Origin of the sequence: Pararhodobacter sp. CCB-MM2 (assembly GCF_001691415.1) — a bacterium.
GTDB lineage: Bacteria > Pseudomonadota > Alphaproteobacteria > Rhodobacterales > Rhodobacteraceae > Pararhodobacter.
Map to the genome: position 1 here is coordinate 15,716 of NZ_LRRR01000015.1, position 19,520 is coordinate 35,235.

Below are 19,520 nucleotides of genomic sequence, written 5' to 3' on the forward strand. Positions count from 1 at the left end.
ACCCGTGCCCCTTTCACTTTGTCTCAAATACTCCACGGGGGTCCGGGGGTGTGAAACCCCCGGGGCCGCCCACGGGAGCGAAGTTCAGGCGTGGATCGCCCCGTCGCCACAGGCCAGCGCGGCCTCGCGCACGGCTTCCGAATAGGTCGGGTGCGCGTGGCAGGTCAGCGCCACATCCTGCGCCGAGGCGCCGAATTCCATCGCCATGCAGATCTCGTGGATCAGGTCGCCGGCGCCCGGGCCGATGATGTGGCAGCCCAGAACCCGGTCGGTTTCCTTGTCCGCGAGCAGCTTCACGAAGCCCTCGGCCTGGAACACCGCCTTAGCGCGCGCGTTGCCCATGAAGGGGAATTTGCCGACCTTGTAGGCCACGCCCGCCGCTTTCAGCTGCTCTTCGGTCTGACCGACCGAGGCCACTTCCGGCGTCGTGTAGATCACGCCCGGGATGACGCCGTAATTCACATGACCATGCTTGCCGGCGATCACCTCGGCGACGGCCATGCCCTCGTCCTCGGCCTTGTGAGCCAGCATCGGACCGACAACCGCGTCACCGATGGCGTAGATGCCTTTCACATTGGTCGCCCAATGCGCGTCGATCTTCACCTGACCGCGTTGCTCCATCTCGACGCCCAGCTCGGCCAGACCCAAGCCGTCGGTATAGGGCTTGCGGCCGGTGGCGACGAGGACGACATCGGCCTCAATCGTGTGCTCGCTGTCGTCCTTCTTCAGCTTGTAGGTCACCGAGGCGCCCTTGTCGGTGCGCGTCGCGCCCTGCACCGCGGCGCCGAGGGTGAACTTGAAGCCCTGTTTCGTCAGGATCTTCTGGAAGTTCTTCGCGATTTCGGCATCCATGCCGGGGGTGATCGCGTCGAGATATTCGACCACGGTCACCTCGGCGCCGAGGCGCTTGTAGACCGAGCCCATCTCCAGACCGATCACGCCCGCGCCGATCACCACCACCGATTTCGGGATCGAACCCAGCGCCAGCGCGCCGGTCGAGGTGACGATGACCTCCTCGTCGATCTCGATGCCGGGCAGCGAGGCCGCGACCGAACCCGTCGCGACGACGATGTTCTTGGCGTTGTGAATCTCGTCGCCGACCTTCACCTGACCGGCCGCCGGGATCGAACCCCAGCCCTTGAGCCAGGTCACCTTGTTCTTCTTGAACAGGAATTCGATGCCCTTGGTGTTGCCGTTCACAACATCCTGCTTGTAGGCCTGCATCTTCTCCCAATCGACGGTCGGCGCGCCGCCCATCAGGCCCATCTTCTCGAAGTTCTCATGGACTTCGTGCAGCTGGTGCGTCGCGTTCAGCAGCGCCTTCGAGGGGATGCAGCCGACGTTGAGGCAGGTGCCGCCCAGCGTCTCGCGCCCTTCGACGCAGGCGACCTTCAGGCCCAGCTGCGCCGCGTGGATCGCGCAGACATAGCCGCCGGGGCCCGCGCCGATGACGATGAGGTCGAAGTCAGCCATGATTTCATCCTTCCATGTGCCCCCGCCTTCCGGGGGCCGGTAGTGGGCGCTCAGAACAGCGCCGCGATCAGCATCAGCATCGTGGCCAGGAAGCCCACGAACCAGATGGCCGAACGCCAAGGCGTCCAGCCGAGAAGATAGGCGGGCGCGTAGAGCACGCGCGCGCCGAGATAGGTCCAGGCCGCGGCCTGCGTCACGCCGGTGGATTGGTCGCCTGCCACCACCACCAGAACGGCGGCGATGAAGAGGATCAACCCTTCGAAATGGTTGTTCATGGCCCGCTGCGCCCGCCCGGCGAGGCCGGTGAGCGCGCGTGGCTCATCGCGCGGCGAGGCGGCGTATTTCGAGCCGACTTCCATCTGAGCGGTGACGGAAAACAGGGCGAATTGCAGGCCCTGCAGCAGGACGGCAAGGGTAAGGGCAGTCAATTCCGGCGTCATCATGTCCCTCAGATAAGGCCAAGGACCAGAAGGGCCAGCGTGGACAGCATGCCCACCCCGAAGATCAGCGTGCGCCACGGCACCCAGGCCAGCGCATAGGCCGGCACGTAAAGCATGCGCGCGGCGACATAGACCCACGCCAGAACCGCCGTCGCCGTCGAGGTCTTGCCAGCCAGGACCACCACCACGATGGCGATGATGAAGGGGCCGACATTCTCGGTGAAATTGGCGGTCGCGCGGCGCAGGCGCAATGTCACCGGCGCCAATTGCGCATCGAGGTTTTCACGCGTGCCGGTGTTGCCCTCGGTGCCGATGTCGCGCGTCAGGAAGCGCTGCGCGATGAAGATCGTCGCGAAGTGCAGCAGGGAGAGGGCCGAAAGGGCGGCGAGTTCCGGGGTCATGCGCGCAGCTCGATAGCGGTGCCATCAGGGACCAGCGACCAGATTTCACGCATCTCCCCGTTGGTGACGGCGATGCAACCGGCGGTCCAGTCGCGCGTGCGCTGCAGACCGCCGAGGAAGCCCCAGCCGTTGTTGATCCCGTGGATCATGATGTCGCCCCCGGCACTGCGGCCGTGCGACGCGGCATAGGCCACGTCTTCCGCATTGGGATACGAGATGTGCAGGCTGAGATAGGCCAGCGAATTCGGGTTGCGCCAGTCGATCGTGTAGAGGCCTTCCGGCGTGCGGCCGTCGCCCTCGAAGCGCTTGGGGCCCTCATTGGCGCCATTGCCCATCGAGATACGATATTCGCGGAAGGCTGTGCCCTGCCGGAACAGGATCAGACGCCGCGCGCCCTTGAGGACAAGAATGAAATCGGCCTGCTCATGCGCCGGAGCCATATCGGGCGGGCCACGACGGAACAGCTGCGCCTGTGCCGGGGCTGCGGTCAGCGCGAGGGCAGAAGCGGCGGACATCAGAAAGGCGCGGCGGTGCATCATGTCCCTACTCACCCTGACACTCTAGAGACGGCCTCAGAAATAGCTCTCGCTCGCTCAGCATTCGTTCCCTTTCGGCTCGATGGATGCGGTGCAGCTTCGTGGGGAATACCAAAGGAAGTCAGAATTGCACTCGCATCAGAACCCAATGCAACAGGCCGGCGTCCGAAAAGTTCATACTTCGTTACGGCCTCGAAGGAGTTGCGAAGGTCTGCGACCTTGAAACTGTAAGACCGAGTTGGCGGCAACAGGTGAAACACCTGCGTCAGATAAACTGACTGCCTCTCGTAGGCAGAATAGTTGAGCGCCAAGTCCAATACGTTGTTGAACTTGATGTTAGGCATGTAACCTAACTGAGAGAGAAGCTCTCGATTTGCGACCGCAGACGGAAAATCGAACCAATCCTTTGCTATCAGCATGGGCCCATTCAAGTTTCCCGAAGCAATCTGAATGGGAGAAACATAGTCTCCATCCAGGCCTGCGTCGTTTAAAGTTCGAAACGGCGCAAGCTGGAATTGCCTGCGACGTTCAATAGCCTCGCGATATGCGGCTGTACGGTCCATTAGAGGTCCAGAAGCAGACGCTGCGGGTCTTCGAGCGCTTCCTTGACGCGCACGAGGAAGGTCACGGCGCCTTTGCCGTCGACGATGCGGTGGTCATAGGACAGCGCGAGATACATCATCGGGCGGATGACGATCTGACCGTTCACGACGACCGGACGATCCTGGATCTTGTGCATGCCGAGGATGCCCGACTGCGGGGGGTTCAGGATCGGCGAGGACATCAGCGAGCCATAGACACCACCGTTCGAGATGGTGAACGAACCGCCCTGCATCTCGGCCATCGACAGTTTGCCGTCGCGGGCGCGCAGGCCCAGCTCGCCGATCTTCTTCTCGATCGCGGCAAAGCCCATCTGGTCGGCGTCACGCACGACCGGCACCACGAGACCCGTCGGCGTGCCGACAGCCACGCCCATGTGGACGTAGTTCTTGTAGACGATCTCCTGGCCATCGATCTCGGCGTTGACTTCCGGGACCTCTTTCAGCGCGTGGCAGCAGGCCTTCACGAAGAAGGACATGAAGCCCATCTTCACGCCGTGCTTCTTCTCAAAGGCGCCCTTGTACTCGTTGCGAAGCGCCATCACGGCCGACATGTCCACCTCGTTGTAGGTGGTCAGCATGGCGGCGGTGTTCTGCGCGTCCTTCAGGCGACGGGCGATCGTGGCGCGCAGGCGGGTCATCTTCACCCGCTCTTCGCGCGAAGCGTCGTCGGCCGACACCGGACCGCGCGGGGCGCTGACCGGAGCCGGAGCCGCCGCCGGAGCGGGGGCGGACACGGCGCGCTGCACGTCTTCCTTCATGATACGGCCGTCGCGACCGGTGCCCTGCACCTTGTCGGCGCTGAGACCGGCTTCCGCCATGGCCTTCTTCGCCGAGGGCGCATCCTCAACGGATTTGGCGGCGGGCGCAGCCTCGGCCTTGGGGGCCTCGGCGGGCTTCTCTTCGGATTTCGGCGCCGGGGCAGCGCCCGAACCCTCACCGATCATCGCCCGCAGCGCGTTGACGCCGACGGTCTCGCCTTCGGCGGCAATGATCTCCGACAGCACGCCGGCGGCGGGCGCGGGAACCTCGACGGTCACCTTGTCGGTTTCCAGCTCGCACAGCATCTCGTCGGCCGCAACGGCGTCACCGGGCTTCTTGAACCAGGTGGCGATGGTCGCTTCCGAGACACTCTCCCCCAGCGTGGGAACGCGGACTTCGATGCTCATGACTTCAGTTTCCTTCCGACGACGACAGCGCTTCGTTCACCAGCGCTTCCTGTTGCGACTTGTGCTTCGAGGCGAGGCCCGTGGCGGGCGAGGCCGAAGCGGCACGTCCGGCGTACCGGGCGCGAGTATACTTGGCACCGACCTGCGTCAGCACCGTCTCAAGGCCGGGCTCGATGAAGGTCCAGGCCCCTTGGTTCTTGGGCTCTTCCTGACACCACACCATTTCGGCATCCTTGAAGCGCGCCAGCTCTTGGCGCAGCGACTGGGCGGGCAGCGGGTACAGCTGCTCCACACGCAGGATATAGGTGTCGTCGAGGCCGCGCGCATCGCGTTCGGCCAGCAGGTCGAAATAGACCTTGCCCGAGCACATCACCACGCGCTTGATCTCGGCATCCGGCTTCAGCGTGATGGTCGAGTTCGAGCCACGCTCGGCATCGTCCCACAGCACGCGGTGGAAGGTCGAACCTTCGGTGAAGTCTTCCGCCTTCGAGGTGCACATCGGGTGACGCAGAAGCGATTTCGGCGTCATCAGGATCAGCGGCTTGCGGTAATCCCGGTGCATCTGGCGGCGCAGGATGTGGAAGTAGTTCGCCGGGGTCGAGCAGTTGGCGACGATCCAGTTTTCCTCGGCCGAGAGCTGGAGGAAACGCTCCAGACGGGCCGAGGAGTGCTCAGGCCCCTGCCCTTCGAAACCATGCGGGAGCAGCACCACGAGGCCCGACATCCGCAGCCATTTCGACTCGCCCGAGTTGATGAACTGGTCGAACATGATCTGCGCGCCGTTGGCGAAGTCGCCGAACTGGGCTTCCCACAGGGTCAGCGCGTTGGGTTCCGACAGCGAGTAGCCATACTCAAAACCCAGCACCGCGTATTCCGAGAGCATCGAGTCGATGACCTCGTAGCGGCTTTGGCCGCTGCGGATGTGGTTGAGCGGGTAGTAGCGCTCTTCGGTGACCTGATCGACGAAGGCCGAATGGCGCTGCGAGAAGGTGCCGCGGGTACAATCCTGACCGGCCAGACGGACCGGATATCCCTCGACCAGCAGCGAGCCGAAGGCCATCGCCTCGGCCGTGGCCCAGTCAAAACCCTCACCGGCTTCGAACATCTTCTTCTTGCCTTCGAGCTGGCGCGCGACGGTCTTGTGGATGTCGAAGTCCGACGGATGCGAGGTCAGCGCGGTGCCGATATCGGCCAGCGTCTCGGACGAGATGCCGGTCTGGCCACGCTGATAGTTCTGATCCTTGGCCTTCATCGCCTTCCAGCGACCGTCCAGCCAGTCGGCCTTGTTCGGACGGTATTCCTTGGCGATGTCGAATTCGCCGTTCAGATGCGCCTGGAAGGCGGCTTTCATGTCCTCGATCTCGCCCTCGGGGATGAGACCGTCCTGCACCAGCCGCTCGGTGTACAGCTGCAGCGTCGTCTTGTGACGCTTGATGTTCTTGTACATCGCCGGGTTGGTGAACATGGGCTCGTCGCCCTCGTTGTGACCAAAGCGGCGGTAGCAGAAGATGTCGATGACGACATCCTTGTGGAACTGCTGGCGGAACTCGGTCGCGACCTTGGCGGCATGCACCACGGCTTCCGGATCATCGCCGTTGACGTGGAAGATCGGCGCTTCGACCATCAGCGCGATATCCGTCGGATAAGGCGAGGTGCGCGAGAAATGCGGCGCGGTCGTGAAGCCGATCTGGTTGTTCACGATGATATGGATGCAGCCGCCGGTGCGATGGCCCTTGATGCCCGAAAGCTGGAGGCATTCCGCCACCACGCCCTGACCGGCGAAGGCCGCGTCACCATGCAGCAGGATCGGCAGCACGGCAGTACGCTCGTTGTCGTTGAGCTGGTCCTGCTTGGCGCGGACCTTGCCCAGAACGACCGGGTTCACGGCCTCGAGGTGCGAGGGGTTCGCGGTCAGCGACAGGTGCACGACATTGCCATCGAACTCACGGTCCGACGAGGCGCCGAGGTGGTATTTCACATCGCCCGAGCCATCGACTTCGTCGGGCTTGAAGCTGCCGCCCTGAAATTCGTTGAAGATCGCGCGGTAGGGCTTGGACATCACGTTGGCCAGCACCGACAGACGACCGCGGTGCGGCATGCCGATGACGACTTCCTTCAGACCCAGCGCACCGCCGCGCTTGATGATCTGCTCCATCGCCGGGATCAGGGCTTCGCCGCCATCAAGGCCGAAACGCTTGGTGCCCATGAACTTGACGTGGCAGAACTTTTCGAAACCCTCGGCCTCGACCAGTTTGTTCAGGATCGCGCGGCGACCCATCTTGGTGAAGGTGATCTCCTTGCCGTAGCCTTCGATCCGCTCCTTCAGCCAGGCGGCCTCGGTCGGGTTGGAGATGTGCATGAACTGCAGCGCGAAGGTGCCGCAATAGGTGCGCTTCAGGATCTCCATGATCTGGCGCATCGAGGCGACCTGCAGGCCGAGCACGTTGTCGATGAAGATCGGGCGATCCATGTCGGCATCGGTGAAGCCGTACGAGGTGGGATCAAGCTCCGGGTGCATCGACTCATCGCGCATCGACAGCGGGTCGAGATTGGCGATCAGGTGGCCGCGGATTCGGTAGGCGCGGATGATCATCAGGGCGCGAAGGCTGTCCAGAACAGCGCGCTGCACCTGAGCGTCGGTGACCTCGATGCCCTTCTCGGCGGCCTTGGCGCGGATCTTGTCGCCGGCGGCCTTGCCTTCCTTGGCGGCCGAGGCAGCCGGCCACATGCCGGTCAGCGCGGCGGTCAGGTCGTCTTCCGGGGTCGGCGGCCAGTCCTTGCGGGCCCAGCTGGGGCCTTCGGCCTGACGGGTCGCGGTGGCGTAATCGTCGCCATTCGCGTCGAAGAACGCGGCCCATGCAGCGTCGACGCTGCTCGGGTCCTGGGCGTAACGCGCCTGCATCTGGTCGATGTAATCGGCATTCGCACCGTCCATGAAGGACGTGGCATGCAGGGCGTCGTTGGGGCTTTGATCGTTCATCGCTCTGTCCTCATTTCCGAGGGTTCTATGGGTCTGCCGGCCGCGGATCAGGGTGCGGGGGCACGGCCGCCCCCTTGTGCCACAGCCCCCGCATCACGCGGGGGCCGGGCCTGTCTACGATCAAAGGATGAACACGAGGTTCAGCCCTTGATGGCCTTCATCACCGCTTCGCCCAGCGTGGCGGGGCTGTCCGCGACGATGATCCCGGCCGACTTCATGGCCTCGATCTTCGATTCCGCGTCGCCCTTGCCGCCCGACACGATGGCGCCGGCATGGCCCATGCGGCGGCCCGGAGGAGCGGTGCGGCCCGCGATGAAACCGGCCGTCGGCTTCCAGCGGCCCTTTTTCTTCTGCTCGGCCAGGAACTCGGCCGCTTCTTCCTCGGCCGAACCACCGATCTCGCCGATCATGATGATCGACTGGGTTTCCGGATCGTCCAGGAACATGTCCAGCACGTCGAGGTGCTCGGTGCCCTTGATGGGGTCGCCACCGATGCCGACGGCGGTCGACTGGCCGAGGCCCAGATCCGAGGTCTGCTTCACGGCTTCATAGGTCAGCGTGCCCGAGCGCGACACGACGCCGACCGAACCACGCTTGTGGATGTGGCCGGGCATGATGCCGATCTTGCAGGCGTCCGGGGTGATGACGCCCGGGCAGTTCGGGCCGATCAGGCGCGACTTCGAATTGATGAGCGCGCGCTTCACTTTCATCATGTCGAGGACCGGGATCCCCTCGGTGATGCAGATGATCAGCTCCATCTCGGCGTCGATTGCCTCGAGGATCGAGTCAGCCGCGAAGGGCGGCGGCACGTAGATGACCGAGGCATTGGCTTCAGTGACGTGCTTGGCCTCGTGGACCGAGTTGAAGACCGGCAGGTCAAGGTGGGTCGAGCCGCCTTTGCCGGGCGTCACGCCGCCGACCATCTTGGTGCCATAGGCGATGGCTTGCTCGGAGTGGAAGGTGCCCTGCGAGCCGGTGAAGCCCTGGCAGATGACCTTGGTGTTTTCGTTGACGAGAATGGCCATTCTATTACCCCTTCACCGCTTTCACGATCTTCTGAGCGGCGTCAGACAGGTTGTCGGCGGCGATCACGTTGAGGCCGCTTTCATTGATGATCTTCTTGCCGAGTTCGACGTTCGTGCCCTCAAGGCGCACAACCAGCGGAACTTTCAGGCCGACTTCCTTCACCGCGGCGATGGTGCCTTCGGCGATGATGTCGCAGCGCATGATGCCGCCGAAGATGTTCACGAGGATGCCCTTCACGTTGGGATCCGAGGTGATGATCTTGAAGGCTTCGGTCACTTTCTCTTTCGTGGCGCCACCGCCCACGTCGAGGAAGTTCGCAGGCTCGGCGCCGTAGAGCTTGATGATGTCCATGGTGGCCATCGCGAGACCCGCGCCGTTCACCATGCAGCCGATTTCACCGTCCAGCGCGATGTAGTTCAGGTCGAACTTCGACGCGGCCAGTTCCTTCGGGTCTTCCTCGGTCTCGTCGCGCAGGGCGGCGATGTCCGAGTGGCGGTAGATCGCGTTGCCGTCGAAGCCCACCTTGGCGTCCAGCGCCTTCAGGTTGCCGTCGGTCATGACGATCAGCGGGTTGATCTCCAGCATCTCCATGTCCTTCTCGATGAAGGCACGGTAGAGGTTCTTCACCAGCGCGACGCATTGCTTGACCTGACCACCGGTCAGACCCAGCGCGAAGGCCACGCGGCGGCCGTGGAAGTCCGACAGGCCCGAGGCCGGGTCGACGCTGAACGACAGGATCTTCTCAGGGGTCGACGCGGCGACTTCCTCGATGTCCATGCCGCCTTCGGTCGAGACGACGAACGACACGCGCGAGGTGCCACGATCCACCAGCAGCGCGAGATACAGCTCACGCTCGATGTCCGAGCCATCTTCGATGTAGATGCGGTTGACCTGCTTGCCGGCCGGGCCGGTCTGATGGGTCACCAGCGTGCGGCCGAGCATCTGCTTGGCCATCGCTTCCGCTTCTTCCACCGACTTGGCGAGGCGGACACCGCCCTTTTCGCCCGCTTCGGCTTCCTTGAACTTGCCCTTGCCGCGGCCACCCGCGTGGATCTGGGCCTTCACGACCCAAAGCGGACCGTCAAGCTCGCCAGCGGCGGTCTTGGCTTCCTCGGCCTTCAGGACGACACGGCCGTCCGACACCGGCACGCCGTAGCTGCGAAGCAGGGCCTTCGCCTGGTATTCATGGATGTTCACGGAACTGCCCCCGTTGCTGCGAATTTGGGGCTGTCATGCCACACTCGGGACGTGGCACAAACCGATTAATCGTGCAAAACTTCGCGATGCGGGGAATTTCTGCGGTTTGTGATCACGGTTTTTGAGGGTGTGATCACAAGTTACGGAAAGGTGATCGCTGTTCGAAACCAGTTCGGGCCGACGGGCGCCGCAAGGAATGAGACGCCATGAGTCGCGGCCCAATCGCGAACAATTCCGAACCCGCAGCGACGCCGCAGCGCAGCAATATTGCGCGCGCCGTGGTTTCACTGGGGCTGACGCAGATCGTCGGTTTCGGCTCGATCTACTATGCTTTCGGCGTCCTCGTCGCGCCGCTCAGCGCCGAGCTGGGCATCTCGCCGACGCTGGCCTACGGGATCCTGTCCGGCGCGCTGCTGGCCGGGGCCTTGATGGCGCCGCTGGCCGGATCGCTCATTGACCGGCACGGCGCCCGAGGGGTGATGGCGGCAGGATCGGCAGGATCGGCGCTGGCCTTTCTGCTGCTTTCGCAGGTCAGCGACGGCTGGACGCTGGCGGGCGCGCTGCTGCTGGTCGAGTTCATCGCGCCGATGGTACTCTATGATTCCGCCTTCGCCGGCATCGCTCAGGCGGTGGGCGAGCGAAAGGCGCGCCGGGCGATCACCTATATCACCCTATTCGGCGGCTTCGCCTCGACGGTGTTCTGGCCCTTCACGCTGCTTCTGTCCGAGACCTGGGGCTGGCGCGGCGCCTATCTGATCTTCGCGGCCCTGCACCTCTGCCTCTGCCTGCCGCTGCACCTGTCGCTGCCGCGCCTCGACCGCAGTCCGAAAGCCAGCGCCGAGCCCTCGGCCCCCGAATTCACCCCCCTGCCCGTCCACCTCCAGCCCCGCGCCATGGTGCTGCTGGCCGCGGGCCTGTCGCTGAGCTGGGCGATGATGTCCGCCTTCAGCGCCCAATGGGTGCCGGTGATGGCGGCAGTCGGCCTGTCGCAGGGCACGGCGGTCGCGGCGGGCGCGCTGATGGGGCCGTCGCAGGTCGGCGCGCGGGTGTTGGAGATGCTGTTCGCCAAGAACCGCCACCCGATGGTCACCGCGCTCTTCGCGATGAGCTGCCTCGTCGCCTCGGTCCTCGTGCTGCTGCTGGCGCCGGTGGGGATGGCCTCGGCCTCGGTCTTCGCGGTGCTGTTCGGCGTGGGTCAGGGATTGGCGACGATGGTGCGCGGGACGGTGCCGCTGGCTTTGTTCGGGCTCAAGGGCTACGCGACGCGGCTGGGACGGCTGGCGAGCCTGCGCTCGCTGGTGGCCTCGCTCTCGCCCTTCGCCATGGCGGCCTCGATGGCCAGCTTCGGCCCTTGGGTCACGCTGGCGCTGGCAGCGGGGCTGGCGCTGGTCTCGCTGCTGCTGCTGGCCGGCGTGCCCTGGCGGGTCAGAGGCTGACCGGCGTGCGGTCGCCCGAAACATAGCGCCGCAGCACCGCCGGGTAGAGCACATGCTCCTGCACCAGCACGCGCGCGGCCAAAGTGTCGGCATCGTCGCCCGGCAGGACCGGAACGCGGGCTTGGCCGAGGATCGGGCCGTCGTCCAAAACCTCGGTCACCTCATGCACGGTGCAGCCGGCCTCGGTGTCGCCGGCGTCGAGCGCGCGCTGATGGGTGTGCAGACCCGGGTATTTCGGCAGCAGCGAGGGATGAATGTTCAGCATCCGCCCGGCAAAGCGGCCGGTAAAGCCCGGCGTCAGGATGCGCATGAAACCCGCAAGGCAGATCACGTCGGGCTCGGCCGCCAGCAGCGGCTCCATCAGCGCAGCCTCGAAGGCCGCGCGGTCACCCTTGAACGGCCGGTGATCGACGGCGGCCACGGGAATGCCCATCGCCGCCGCGCGCTCCAGCCCTTTGGCGGCGGGGTCGTTCGAGAGGACCAGCACCGGACGCGCCGGGTGATCCCCCTCCATCGACCGCGCCAACGCCACCATGTTCGAGCCGCCGCCCGAAACCAGGATGGCGACGCGTTTCACAGAAGGTTGCCCGTGTACTGCACGCCCTCGCCCGCCGTGACGGTGCCGAGGCGATGCACGCTCTCGCCGGCCTCGGCCAGCAGGGCCGCCAGCGCATCGGCGCGGGCCGGGTCGACCACGAGGATCATGCCGATGCCGCTGTTGAAGGTCTTCAGCAGTTCGGCCTGATCGAAACCGGCGATCCCGGCCATCCAGCCGAACACCGGCGGCAGGGTCCACGAATTCAGATCAATCGTCGCGCCCAGACCTTCCGGCAGCACGCGCGGCAGGTTCTCGGTCAGGCCACCGCCGGTGATATGCGCCAGCGCATGCACGCCGCCCGCCTTCACCGCCGCCAGCGCTTGTTTCACGTACAGACGCGTCGGCGCCAGCAGCACCTCGCCCAGCGAGCCTTCGGCGAAGGGGCAGGCATCGGCCCAGCCCAGACCCGAGCGTTCGACGACCTTGCGCACCAGCGAATAGCCGTTGGAATGCACCCCGTTCGAGCCGAGGCCCAAGAGCACGTCACCCTCGGCCACGCCCTGCGGCAGGTCCTGCCCGCGCTCCATCGCGCCGACAGCGAAACCGGCGAGGTCGAAGTCGCCGGCGTGATACATGCCCGGCATCTCGGCCGTCTCGCCGCCGATCAGGGCGCAGCCCGATTGCACGCAGCCTTCGGCAATGCCCTCGATGATGCGGGTCGCCTGATCCACCTCCAGCTTGCCGGTGGCGAAGTAATCGAGGAAGAACAGCGGCTCGGCGCCCTGGCAGACCAGATCGTTCACGCACATGGCGACGAGGTCGATGCCGATCGTGTCGACATTGCCGGTGTCGATGGCGATGCGCAGCTTGGTGCCGACGCCATCGGTGGCCGCGACCAGCACCGGATCGGTATAGCCCGCGCCCTTCAGGTCGAACAGCGCGCCGAAGCCGCCGAGGCCCGACATCGTGCCCGGCCGGTTCGTGCGTTTCGCCGCCGGCTTGATGCGCTCGACCAGCGCATTGCCTGCGTCGATGTCCACGCCCGCCTGGGCATAGGTCAGACCGTTCTTACCGTCGCTCATGGTGTTCTCCGGGGCATCTGGGCGTTGTCACGCACGCGTTGCGCCGCGCTTACCGCAAAGGCAGGCGCGCTGCAACGCCCCGGTTCCGTTCGGGTACGGAGGGCTCAAGCGTAGATGTCCTGCAGGATGGCGTCGTGATGCTCGGCCCGGCTGGCTGGACCAGATCACCTTGGCCTCGCGATAGAGGGCCGCGCTCTCGTTGGCGATCAGGGACTGGATTGCCGCCATTCGCTACTGAGAGCAGAGAGCCCGATGCGCCGAGGTTTGGCAGGTCAGGCCGCCGCCTGCACGGCCTCGGCAATCGCCATGGCCGAGGGGCGGTTCGTCTTGGAAAACGCCCGGTGAAACTTGGCGAAGAAGGCGCCCTCGGGGCGTGGGAAGCCCAGGTTGGTGAAGATCTTGCCGGTCGAGGCCGTCACCGGTTTGCCCTGCATCTCGGAAAGGGGCTGCACGAAGCTGTCCTTCACCTCGCCCACCGCCATCGTCATCTTTGCCATGCGCGGCTTGAACTGCATGACCACAACGCGGTCGCCAGCAAGGCCCACGAGATAATGCTTGGTCAGCATCTGCGTCAGGATCACGCCGGGCAGGATCGCCACCGCGAAGGCGGGCAGGATCACCCAGAGGCTGGGCTGCCGAACGCCATAGGCGGCGTAGGTGATCGCAGTGCCCTCCGGCACAAGGGGGGAAAGGGCGGCACGCATGGCGTCTTCGTCGAATTTGGCCATCTGGAAAACTCCGGGTTTGAAAAAGCGGGTCGTCAAAAAGTCGTCTGGAAAAGGACTTAGCGCCTGCGCGGCAGGCTGGGGTTGAGGACAGGCGCGGGGCACAAATCGGCCTCGGCATGGGTCAGGGGGCGCAGGCCGGTCGCCTGCCATGCGTCGCGCGGGCCGATGCGGATCTCAGGGGCCGGGCGGTCATCACTGAGGCCAAGGGCCGAGGCCCGGCGCGCGCCGGAACGCTCCCAGTTGCGGCGCTCGGGCGCGGTCAGCACCGGCTCCAGCGCGTCGACATAAAAGGCGACGTCGCGCCCCTGCCGAGGGCCCTGCTGCGTCGCATTGGCCACACGCGCCAGGCGTGAGAAACCGCGCCGGATCTGCGCGGGTGTCAGGCCAGACCCGCGCGCCAGCACCTGCCGCAGCAGGCGCCGGACCTCGATATTGCGCACGCTGGTATGGGCCGCGCGGTCGATGAAGAAGGCGAGGTCGATCTCCGTCGGCTCCAGCCCCGCATCGCGCCAGGCGCGCAGGAAGGTGCGGATCTTGCCGCCGTCGTAACTGGCCGAGCGATAGACGCCCGTATAGATCGCCCGGACCTCCGGCCGTTCGCCCAGCCGGGCGAAGCCGCGGGTCCATTGCCGGCGGCGGGGCAGATCGACGTAGATGCCGCACAGATACTGCCGCATCTCGCTGTCATCGCCGGCCGGCAGGCGCAGGTCAAACAGGCGGCGAACGGCCTCGGCCTCGTCGTCGAAAGCAGCGTCGAGCAAGGTCGGGTCCAGCAGCTCCGTGCGGTGCAGGATGGCGAGGATCTCGCGCCCATGGCCTGCCGTCGCCCCGTTTGGCCCCCAGGTCAGGTACGAGAAGCGGTCATTGGTGTAGCAGGTCGGATCCTCGGCCTCGGGGTCGTAGATCTCGATGTTGTTCTGGCAGAAATTCCACTGCGCTCCGCGGGTGATATCGGTGCCCTCAAAAGCGAGCAGGATCGCGCGGGTCCGGGCCAGCGCATCCGGCGGGGCCTCGCCCGGCACCAACAGCTGCCACAGCCCCTCGGTGATCGCGCCCTCGCGCGCGGGGCTGTCCGGCGTCAGCCGTTGGTCGAAGGGCGCGCAACCGGCCAGCCGGGTGATCGCCGCGCGGGTCCGGGGGCCGAACATGCCGTCGGTGCCGATCTCGCCCTCCAGCCCGCAGGCCATGAGCGCCACGTTCAACGCATGCTGGAAACGCGCGATATGACCCGAGCGGCCGTCGACCAGCACGCCTTCGGCCTCGCCATCCATCGGGCCGGTGTATTGATAGAGCACGGGATCTGGCGGCGGGCTGGGTTCCGGCGCCGGCACGGCAGCCACCACGGTCACGGGTTCGGCCGATTGGACCTCCGGCGCCGCATCGCCCGGCCCGGCCTCGTCAGAGACCTGTGCCTGCACGCTGGTGGCAAGCAGAAGGGCAAGGAGAGCCGTAATTCGGCGCGCTGACATGAGATCCTGAAACGAAAAGGGCATGCAAAAGGTGGACGACCATAGGAAGCGCCGGCCTCTGCGGTCAAGCTTGCCGGGCGTCCGCAGACCCGTGCGGCCCATCAACAGCGGTTGATACGCGCGGGGGGTTGTTCGTGAGGCGTGGCATCGGGCTTCTTGACCCGGACGCTCAACCTGTTACGCAAGGCGACGGTCGGGCCTGTAGCTCAATGGTCAGAGCAGGGCGCTCATAACGCCTTGGTTGGGGGTTCGAGTCCCTCCGGGCCTACCAATCGCCATTGGTTTTGAACATAAGTTACCGCCATTCCGGGGATTAGCTGCCTTTAAAGCGCCCATGCATCTTGCCGTCAGCCGCGCGGAATATCTTGTAAGATCACTGCACCCGCCTTACCCATTGTATGTATTTTTAGGGAAAGAGTAACGAATGGCCGCAGAAGAAAGTACGCGACGCCCACGTCGGGCCAAGAAATCGCCGCCTCAGGTTGCCGAACCTGAGACAAAATCACCCGCAACTGGAGGTCGTGATAGTGCTGGCGGGCGAAAAAAGCGGACAGTCCGAAACTTCCCAGCCTCCACGTTTGAAGAAGCCATCGGTTATGCGCGGCACGTTTTTGAGATCGGCAGCGGTCACCTGTAAAGCGGCTCACTCTTTTTGACGAACTAGGCAAGTCGCCGGATAGCGGCGCAAGCCGCATGCTGATCACGAACGCCAACAAGTACGGCCTGACAAGAGGTAGCTACACTTCAGACCAGGTCGAGCTAACGGATATCGGCAGGGCTTGTGTCGATGAAGAGTTCAATGCACGAGAAGTTGCAAAGGCTAGGATCGCGGCGGCGATAGACTCGGTGGAGCCGTTCAAGGCTCTGTATGAGGCGTACATCGGGAATCGCCTTCCGCAAAAGTCAGTGCTGGTAGACAAGATCAAGGAGTTTGAAGTAGGGGAGGATGCAGCCGAGGAAGCCGTAGATACCTTTATTCTGAACCTTCGCTTTGTTGGCCTTCTCCAGATGCTCTCGGGTGCCGAGCGAGTTGTCTCGGTGGACCATCATCTTGACACGCTTCCTGCAAGGGCGCCGGGTGTCGTCGCTGCGGTGGTGTCTAGTGAAAATAAGCCGCTGGTTACGTCCGAGCACGCCGAGTTTGAAAGGACGGCATTCTATGTAACACCTATTGGCGCAGACGGCTCGCTCGAACGAAAACACTCCGATCTATTCTTGAACGCCCTAGTAGAGCCGGCCATAGAGCCTCTGAAACTTCAGGTGGTCAGGGCAGATAAGATTGCGAAGCCGGGAATCATTACAACCCAGATTATCCAGTACTTATTGCGATCACGACTGGTGATCGCTGACTTGTCGTTCCACAATCCCAACGTCTTCTACGAGCTGGCGATACGGCACATGGTCAAGAAGCCCGTGGTTCAGTTGATCCAGAAAGGAGATAGGGTTCCTTTCGACGTAGGCCAAGTTCGGACCATCATTGTCGACAACACCGACATCTATTCAATGATACCGAGCATGGAAGTGTACAGGTCTGAAATCGCCAATCAGTGCCGTCGCGCGCTGGAAGCCCCAGAAGAAGTCGACAATCCATTGTCTCAGTTTATTGGGGATGGAGTGCAGGTGCGCTGAATCGATTGCCAACTGAGTGATCAAGCCCAATCCACGCTGTCATCTGCCGCGAATCGCGCAAGGTCCAGCGTGGAGTATGCCACCGGCGGCACCTTCACAGTCGCCCCGACTTCCAGCAAGCGCCGGTGCATAGTCGGATAGTCTCTCGGCAGCGCAACCTTCTTGCCCGCGAGGAAGGCGACGGCGTCGTCGTTGGAGGCGATTGGCCAGCGATCAACGACATTGCCCTTCGCATCCACGCCGACCAGCTCACCAGCCACCGACGGCTCGCGGCGTAGCTCAATCGCAGGCTTGAAGCCGTAGCCGACAGCCTGAAACTCAGGATCGCCCGGCACCTGACTCATGAACTTCTCAAACATAGTCCACTCCTCCATTCTCTAGGGTTGAAACTTCAATTTCGCTCAACGCGTAGCGGATCGCCGCGACGCAGTGATCTTCGACGATGGTCCGCAATGGCTTTACCACCTTGCCCGTCTTGTCGGTCACCCAGCGCAGCCCTTTCAGTTCGCCCAACGCCACCGGGCATTCGGGCGACACGAGAATGTCACAGGACTGAAGCTTCCTGATACCCGCGTGCAGACTGCCGGGGGCTTTGACCGCAGGGCGTGCAGAGACCCGTCCAGAGGCGTTGAGAGCGTCGATCATTAGGGGCATTGCGCTGTCGCAAAGCACTCCTTGGCACCGCGTCTTCCCGGCCAGCTTCCACAGCTCGTGGTTCGGCACCGCTTGGGCCACGCCCTCATTCGCAACATAAAGAATAGGACGGCACTCATCCTCTGGGACATCAGAAGGGAAGGCCCCCGGCATGATCAGGTACAGTCCCACGGCGGCGCTGGGATCAGGCCCGCCATAGCCGAAGTCCATGCCTCCCAGATGGTGCACATTAGGGCCAGCGCCCCGGCATGGCAGCGCGCCGAAGTTGAAATAGCCGCTAGCCACCTTTGGAAAGACCGTCGCGTCACTCACCTCTAGATGCGCGCCGCGCCAGACATGGCGGAATGTATCGGTGTCGCCTCGCGCGAAGCTGGACCGGCATTCGGACATCAACCGGCTGCGGTAGATGTAAGGATTGTCTTCCAGCATGAGCGAGGTCACCAGCGACCTTTCGGGCGGCTCAGTATGCCGAAACATCAAGTCAACTGGTGATGGCTCTTGCCCCGGGTTCCAAGTCCAAACGCAGCGCGACCCCGCCTTGTGGATGGTTGGCAGGATCACGTCAAGCGACCGCTGGGAAACAAGCTGGGCCTCGTCGGTCCAGAGTAACGTTATGCCCTCTAGCGCCTTGGCGACGCCCTCTGGTCCTGCCGCGCCGCCCGACAGGCCAACGAAAAAGATCACCGACCCCGTGCGCGTGTTCTTCAATTCGTACTCGGTGATCTGCCAGTCATTCGCCCAGCGCGACCCTCTAGCCTTTTCGTCGAGCAGTTCCTTGGACGACTCCTTGATCCGCACCATATGCTCGCGTGCCCCGGCAATTCGCTCCTTGCGGGTCGAGGCCAGTTCGATCAGCGCATCCGCCACGCCCCACGACTTCATGCCGCCGCGCCCGCCCCAGAAGGCGTAGTGTTCGTGATGGCTAGAGAGCAGAGGGCCGAATGGCGTAGCCCCCGGTGGTGAGTAGTCATCGGGTTTCCAGCCAAACATCTGGGACAAGCCGTGGGCTGCGCGCTGGGCGGCATGTTCTGCGGCCTCGCGCCGATCCCGAGGGACCTGCGCAAGTGCTGCGTGCATGGCCTCCGGTGTGGTCTCGTAAGGCAGGTCAAGCGCGCGGCAGCGGGCGCAGTGGCGTTCCAGAAGCTCGGCAGCAAGACGCTGTTCGCCCCATGGCGCAAAGTAGGTTCTCACTTCTCCCACGGCTTTGTCCTCGAAGGTAGCGGCGGCAGGATCAGCGGAAACCCAGCGTCGAGCTGTTGCTGCGTGTAGAGCGGAAAGGACACCCCGGCGGCGGTGTAGAGGTCGAACTGCTCCGAGGTCATGTCGGGGTGGACGATGTTCGCGACCAGCTCAGAGGCCACCGTGGGTGCTTCGGACTGGGCCTCAAGCCGAGCGCGCTTCCGTTCTTCGCGTTCGAGGTCAAGCGCCGCCATCCCGGCATGGAACACCCCGGCGTCTGCGCCGCGCCGATTGTGGTCTCGGATACGCTCCTCGATTACGTCGATAGCCTCTCTCAGGTCTGTTCGGTGTTTATTCCAATCGTCCCAAGAGTACCGGGTCACGCCTAGGAAATGGCAGAAGCTGACAATGGTCCAAGTGCCGGGCTTGAATTTGGTACCTTGCAGCTTGCCATCTGCTCCCCTGATCAACTCGACCGGGAAGGCAAGGTTCTCTTTGGCGAAGGCCGTGTATTCCTCGAACTTCGCTAGAAGCTCATCGGGAGTTTCGATCCGACGTTTCCAACCGGCACCAGTGCCAAAGCCCCTTTTGGCGGGAAGGTTGTTGCCCATGGTTCATGTTCTCCAACTAACTAGTCCGGATACCCATCACCGAGTCCGTCTCAGGTCGAGCAGCGGACGGGATGTGATCATCTCAGCGAACTTTTTGCAGGTCGCTCTTGAACTGATGTGCTTGCGCAGATCCTCGATGCACTGGCCGAACGCCTCGGGGTACTTGTCCCGCAGGGCCAAGAGTTCCTTCGGAGACCGACCGAGGTAGATCGCGAAGCCGGTGGCGCTTCCGACGCGCGGTGCGGTCAGATGTTCAACCCTGCCGGTGGCTTCATCGAACCTGGCACCATTGGGCAAAGGCGGGCTAGCATCGATCTGGGCGAAGTAGTTGGCGAGATACCGGGTCAAGTCATCAGCGCAACGGATCGATCGT

Annotated in this window: 19 protein-coding genes and 1 tRNA gene; 3 read left to right on the plus strand and 17 right to left on the minus strand. The window is 63.9% G+C overall.

The window, feature by feature from the left end:
• Positions 1–84: 84 nt before the first annotated feature.
• The 9 genes from lpdA to sucC all read right to left on the minus strand — a co-directional run bounded on the left by lpdA (position 85) and on the right by sucC (position 9,821).
• Positions 85–1,473 (minus strand): dihydrolipoyl dehydrogenase, encoded by a 1,389-nt coding sequence (lpdA, locus tag BCY78_RS14705; protein WP_068303326.1) that lies wholly within the window; start codon positions 1,471–1,473, stop codon positions 85–87.
• Positions 1,474–1,523: 50 nt separating this feature from the next.
• Complete coding sequence (locus tag BCY78_RS14710; protein WP_068303528.1) at positions 1,524–1,913, minus strand: MAPEG family protein; 390 nt, start codon at positions 1,911–1,913, stop codon at positions 1,524–1,526.
• 8 nt (positions 1,914–1,921) lie between these two features.
• Entirely contained in the window at positions 1,922–2,314 is a 393-nt protein-coding gene (locus BCY78_RS14715) for an MAPEG family protein (RefSeq protein WP_068303329.1), read from the minus strand.
• Entirely contained in the window at positions 2,311–2,829 is a 519-nt protein-coding gene (locus BCY78_RS14720) for a murein L,D-transpeptidase family protein (protein ID WP_233499414.1), read from the minus strand. The genes BCY78_RS14715 and BCY78_RS14720 overlap by 4 nt, the downstream gene beginning before the upstream one ends.
• Before the next feature lie 32 nt (positions 2,830–2,861).
• The gene (locus tag BCY78_RS24695; protein WP_083195053.1) at positions 2,862–3,413 is read right to left on the minus strand and encodes a hypothetical protein; all 552 of its coding nucleotides are present in this window, start codon (positions 3,411–3,413) and stop codon (positions 2,862–2,864) included.
• Complete coding sequence (odhB, locus tag BCY78_RS14725; RefSeq protein WP_068303337.1) at positions 3,413–4,618, minus strand: 2-oxoglutarate dehydrogenase complex dihydrolipoyllysine-residue succinyltransferase; 1,206 nt, start codon at positions 4,616–4,618, stop codon at positions 3,413–3,415. Before odhB ends, BCY78_RS24695 begins: the two co-directional genes overlap by 1 nt.
• 4 nt (positions 4,619–4,622) lie before the next feature.
• Positions 4,623–7,598: a 2-oxoglutarate dehydrogenase E1 component gene (locus tag BCY78_RS14730; RefSeq protein ID WP_068303340.1), complete on the minus strand. Its 2,976-nt coding sequence runs from the start codon at positions 7,596–7,598 to the stop codon at positions 4,623–4,625.
• Between the two features lie 140 nt (positions 7,599–7,738).
• Positions 7,739–8,623 (minus strand): succinate--CoA ligase subunit alpha, encoded by an 885-nt coding sequence (gene sucD, locus BCY78_RS14735; RefSeq protein WP_068303344.1) that lies wholly within the window; start codon positions 8,621–8,623, stop codon positions 7,739–7,741.
• Between the two features lie 4 nt (positions 8,624–8,627).
• On the minus strand, positions 8,628–9,821 hold the full coding sequence (gene sucC / locus BCY78_RS14740; RefSeq protein ID WP_068303347.1) for an ADP-forming succinate--CoA ligase subunit beta: 1,194 nt from the start codon (positions 9,819–9,821) through the stop codon (positions 8,628–8,630).
• A 206-nt stretch (positions 9,822–10,027) separates the two neighbouring features.
• Here sucC and BCY78_RS14745 point away from each other — a divergent pair, with 206 nt between their 5' ends.
• Positions 10,028–11,257 carry an MFS transporter gene (locus BCY78_RS14745; RefSeq protein WP_068303350.1) on the plus strand — a complete coding sequence of 410 codons (1,230 nt, stop codon included), beginning with the start codon at positions 10,028–10,030 and terminating at the stop codon, positions 11,255–11,257.
• On the opposite strand, the gene purN is transcribed toward BCY78_RS14745, so the two are convergent.
• The 4 genes from purN to BCY78_RS14765 all read right to left on the minus strand — a co-directional run bounded on the left by purN (position 11,247) and on the right by BCY78_RS14765 (position 15,074).
• Positions 11,247–11,834 (minus strand): phosphoribosylglycinamide formyltransferase, encoded by a 588-nt coding sequence (gene purN, locus BCY78_RS14750; protein ID WP_068303353.1) that lies wholly within the window; start codon positions 11,832–11,834, stop codon positions 11,247–11,249. The two genes, BCY78_RS14745 and purN, sit on opposite strands and share 11 nt — an antisense overlap.
• Positions 11,831–12,877: a phosphoribosylformylglycinamidine cyclo-ligase gene (gene purM, locus BCY78_RS14755; RefSeq protein ID WP_068303355.1), complete on the minus strand. Its 1,047-nt coding sequence runs from the start codon at positions 12,875–12,877 to the stop codon at positions 11,831–11,833. The genes purN and purM overlap by 4 nt, the downstream gene beginning before the upstream one ends.
• 272 nt (positions 12,878–13,149) lie before the next feature.
• On the minus strand, positions 13,150–13,605 hold the full coding sequence (locus tag BCY78_RS14760; RefSeq protein ID WP_068303357.1) for a hypothetical protein: 456 nt from the start codon (positions 13,603–13,605) through the stop codon (positions 13,150–13,152).
• A gap of 56 nt (positions 13,606–13,661) precedes the next feature.
• Positions 13,662–15,074: a hypothetical protein gene (locus BCY78_RS14765; protein ID WP_068303360.1), complete on the minus strand. Its 1,413-nt coding sequence runs from the start codon at positions 15,072–15,074 to the stop codon at positions 13,662–13,664.
• 195 nt (positions 15,075–15,269) lie between these two features.
• On the opposite strand from BCY78_RS14765, the gene BCY78_RS14770 reads away from it, so the two are divergent.
• Both BCY78_RS14770 and BCY78_RS14775 read left to right on the plus strand, forming a co-directional pair.
• A tRNA-Ile gene (locus BCY78_RS14770) sits at positions 15,270–15,345 on the plus strand.
• A gap of 422 nt (positions 15,346–15,767) precedes the next feature.
• The gene (locus BCY78_RS14775; RefSeq protein WP_199523162.1) at positions 15,768–16,703 is read left to right on the plus strand and encodes a hypothetical protein; all 936 of its coding nucleotides are present in this window, start codon (positions 15,768–15,770) and stop codon (positions 16,701–16,703) included.
• 20 nt (positions 16,704–16,723) lie between these two features.
• On the opposite strand, the gene BCY78_RS14780 is transcribed toward BCY78_RS14775, so the two are convergent.
• The 4 genes from BCY78_RS14780 to BCY78_RS14795 are packed head-to-tail and all read right to left on the minus strand — an operon-like array spanning position 16,724 to position 19,495.
• Complete coding sequence (locus BCY78_RS14780; RefSeq protein WP_068303362.1) at positions 16,724–17,062, minus strand: hypothetical protein; 339 nt, start codon at positions 17,060–17,062, stop codon at positions 16,724–16,726.
• Positions 17,055–18,557: a PBSX family phage terminase large subunit gene (locus BCY78_RS14785; protein ID WP_139103177.1), complete on the minus strand. Its 1,503-nt coding sequence runs from the start codon at positions 18,555–18,557 to the stop codon at positions 17,055–17,057. Before BCY78_RS14785 ends, BCY78_RS14780 begins: the two co-directional genes overlap by 8 nt.
• Positions 18,545–19,147, minus strand: coding sequence for a terminase small subunit (locus BCY78_RS14790; RefSeq protein WP_068303367.1), 603 nt, complete (start codon positions 19,145–19,147; stop codon positions 18,545–18,547). The genes BCY78_RS14785 and BCY78_RS14790 overlap by 13 nt, the downstream gene beginning before the upstream one ends.
• A gap of 36 nt (positions 19,148–19,183) precedes the next feature.
• Positions 19,184–19,495, minus strand: a complete 312-nt coding sequence (locus BCY78_RS14795; RefSeq protein WP_139103178.1) for a hypothetical protein — start codon at positions 19,493–19,495, stop codon at positions 19,184–19,186.
• Positions 19,496–19,520 lie beyond the last annotated feature (25 nt).

Bases quoted from the DNA above. Each gene is read 5' to 3' on its own strand.
- BCY78_RS14745 (WP_068303350.1), top strand. From the start codon at position 10,028: ATGAGTCGCGGCCCAATCGCGAACAATTCCGAACCCGCAGCGACGCCG.
- purM (WP_068303355.1), bottom strand. From the start codon at position 12,877: ATGAGCGACGGTAAGAACGGTCTGACCTATGCCCAGGCGGGCGTGGAC.
- lpdA (WP_068303326.1), bottom strand. From the start codon at position 1,473: ATGGCTGACTTCGACCTCATCGTCATCGGCGCGGGCCCCGGCGGCTAT.
- odhB (WP_068303337.1), bottom strand. From the start codon at position 4,618: ATGAGCATCGAAGTCCGCGTTCCCACGCTGGGGGAGAGTGTCTCGGAA.
- BCY78_RS24695 (WP_083195053.1), bottom strand. From the start codon at position 3,413: ATGGACCGTACAGCCGCATATCGCGAGGCTATTGAACGTCGCAGGCAA.
- sucD (WP_068303344.1), bottom strand. From the start codon at position 8,623: ATGGCCATTCTCGTCAACGAAAACACCAAGGTCATCTGCCAGGGCTTC.
- BCY78_RS14765 (WP_068303360.1), bottom strand. From the start codon at position 15,074: ATGTCAGCGCGCCGAATTACGGCTCTCCTTGCCCTTCTGCTTGCCACC.
- BCY78_RS14780 (WP_068303362.1), bottom strand. From the start codon at position 17,062: ATGTTTGAGAAGTTCATGAGTCAGGTGCCGGGCGATCCTGAGTTTCAG.
- BCY78_RS14715 (WP_068303329.1), bottom strand. From the start codon at position 2,314: ATGACCCCGGAACTCGCCGCCCTTTCGGCCCTCTCCCTGCTGCACTTC.
- BCY78_RS14790 (WP_068303367.1), bottom strand. From the start codon at position 19,147: ATGGGCAACAACCTTCCCGCCAAAAGGGGCTTTGGCACTGGTGCCGGT.
- BCY78_RS14720 (WP_233499414.1), bottom strand. From the start codon at position 2,829: ATGTCCGCCGCTTCTGCCCTCGCGCTGACCGCAGCCCCGGCACAGGCG.
- BCY78_RS14730 (WP_068303340.1), bottom strand. From the start codon at position 7,598: ATGAACGATCAAAGCCCCAACGACGCCCTGCATGCCACGTCCTTCATG.
- BCY78_RS14775 (WP_199523162.1), top strand. From the start codon at position 15,768: ATGCTGATCACGAACGCCAACAAGTACGGCCTGACAAGAGGTAGCTAC.
- BCY78_RS14760 (WP_068303357.1), bottom strand. From the start codon at position 13,605: ATGGCCAAATTCGACGAAGACGCCATGCGTGCCGCCCTTTCCCCCCTT.
- BCY78_RS14710 (WP_068303528.1), bottom strand. From the start codon at position 1,913: ATGACGCCGGAATTGACTGCCCTTACCCTTGCCGTCCTGCTGCAGGGC.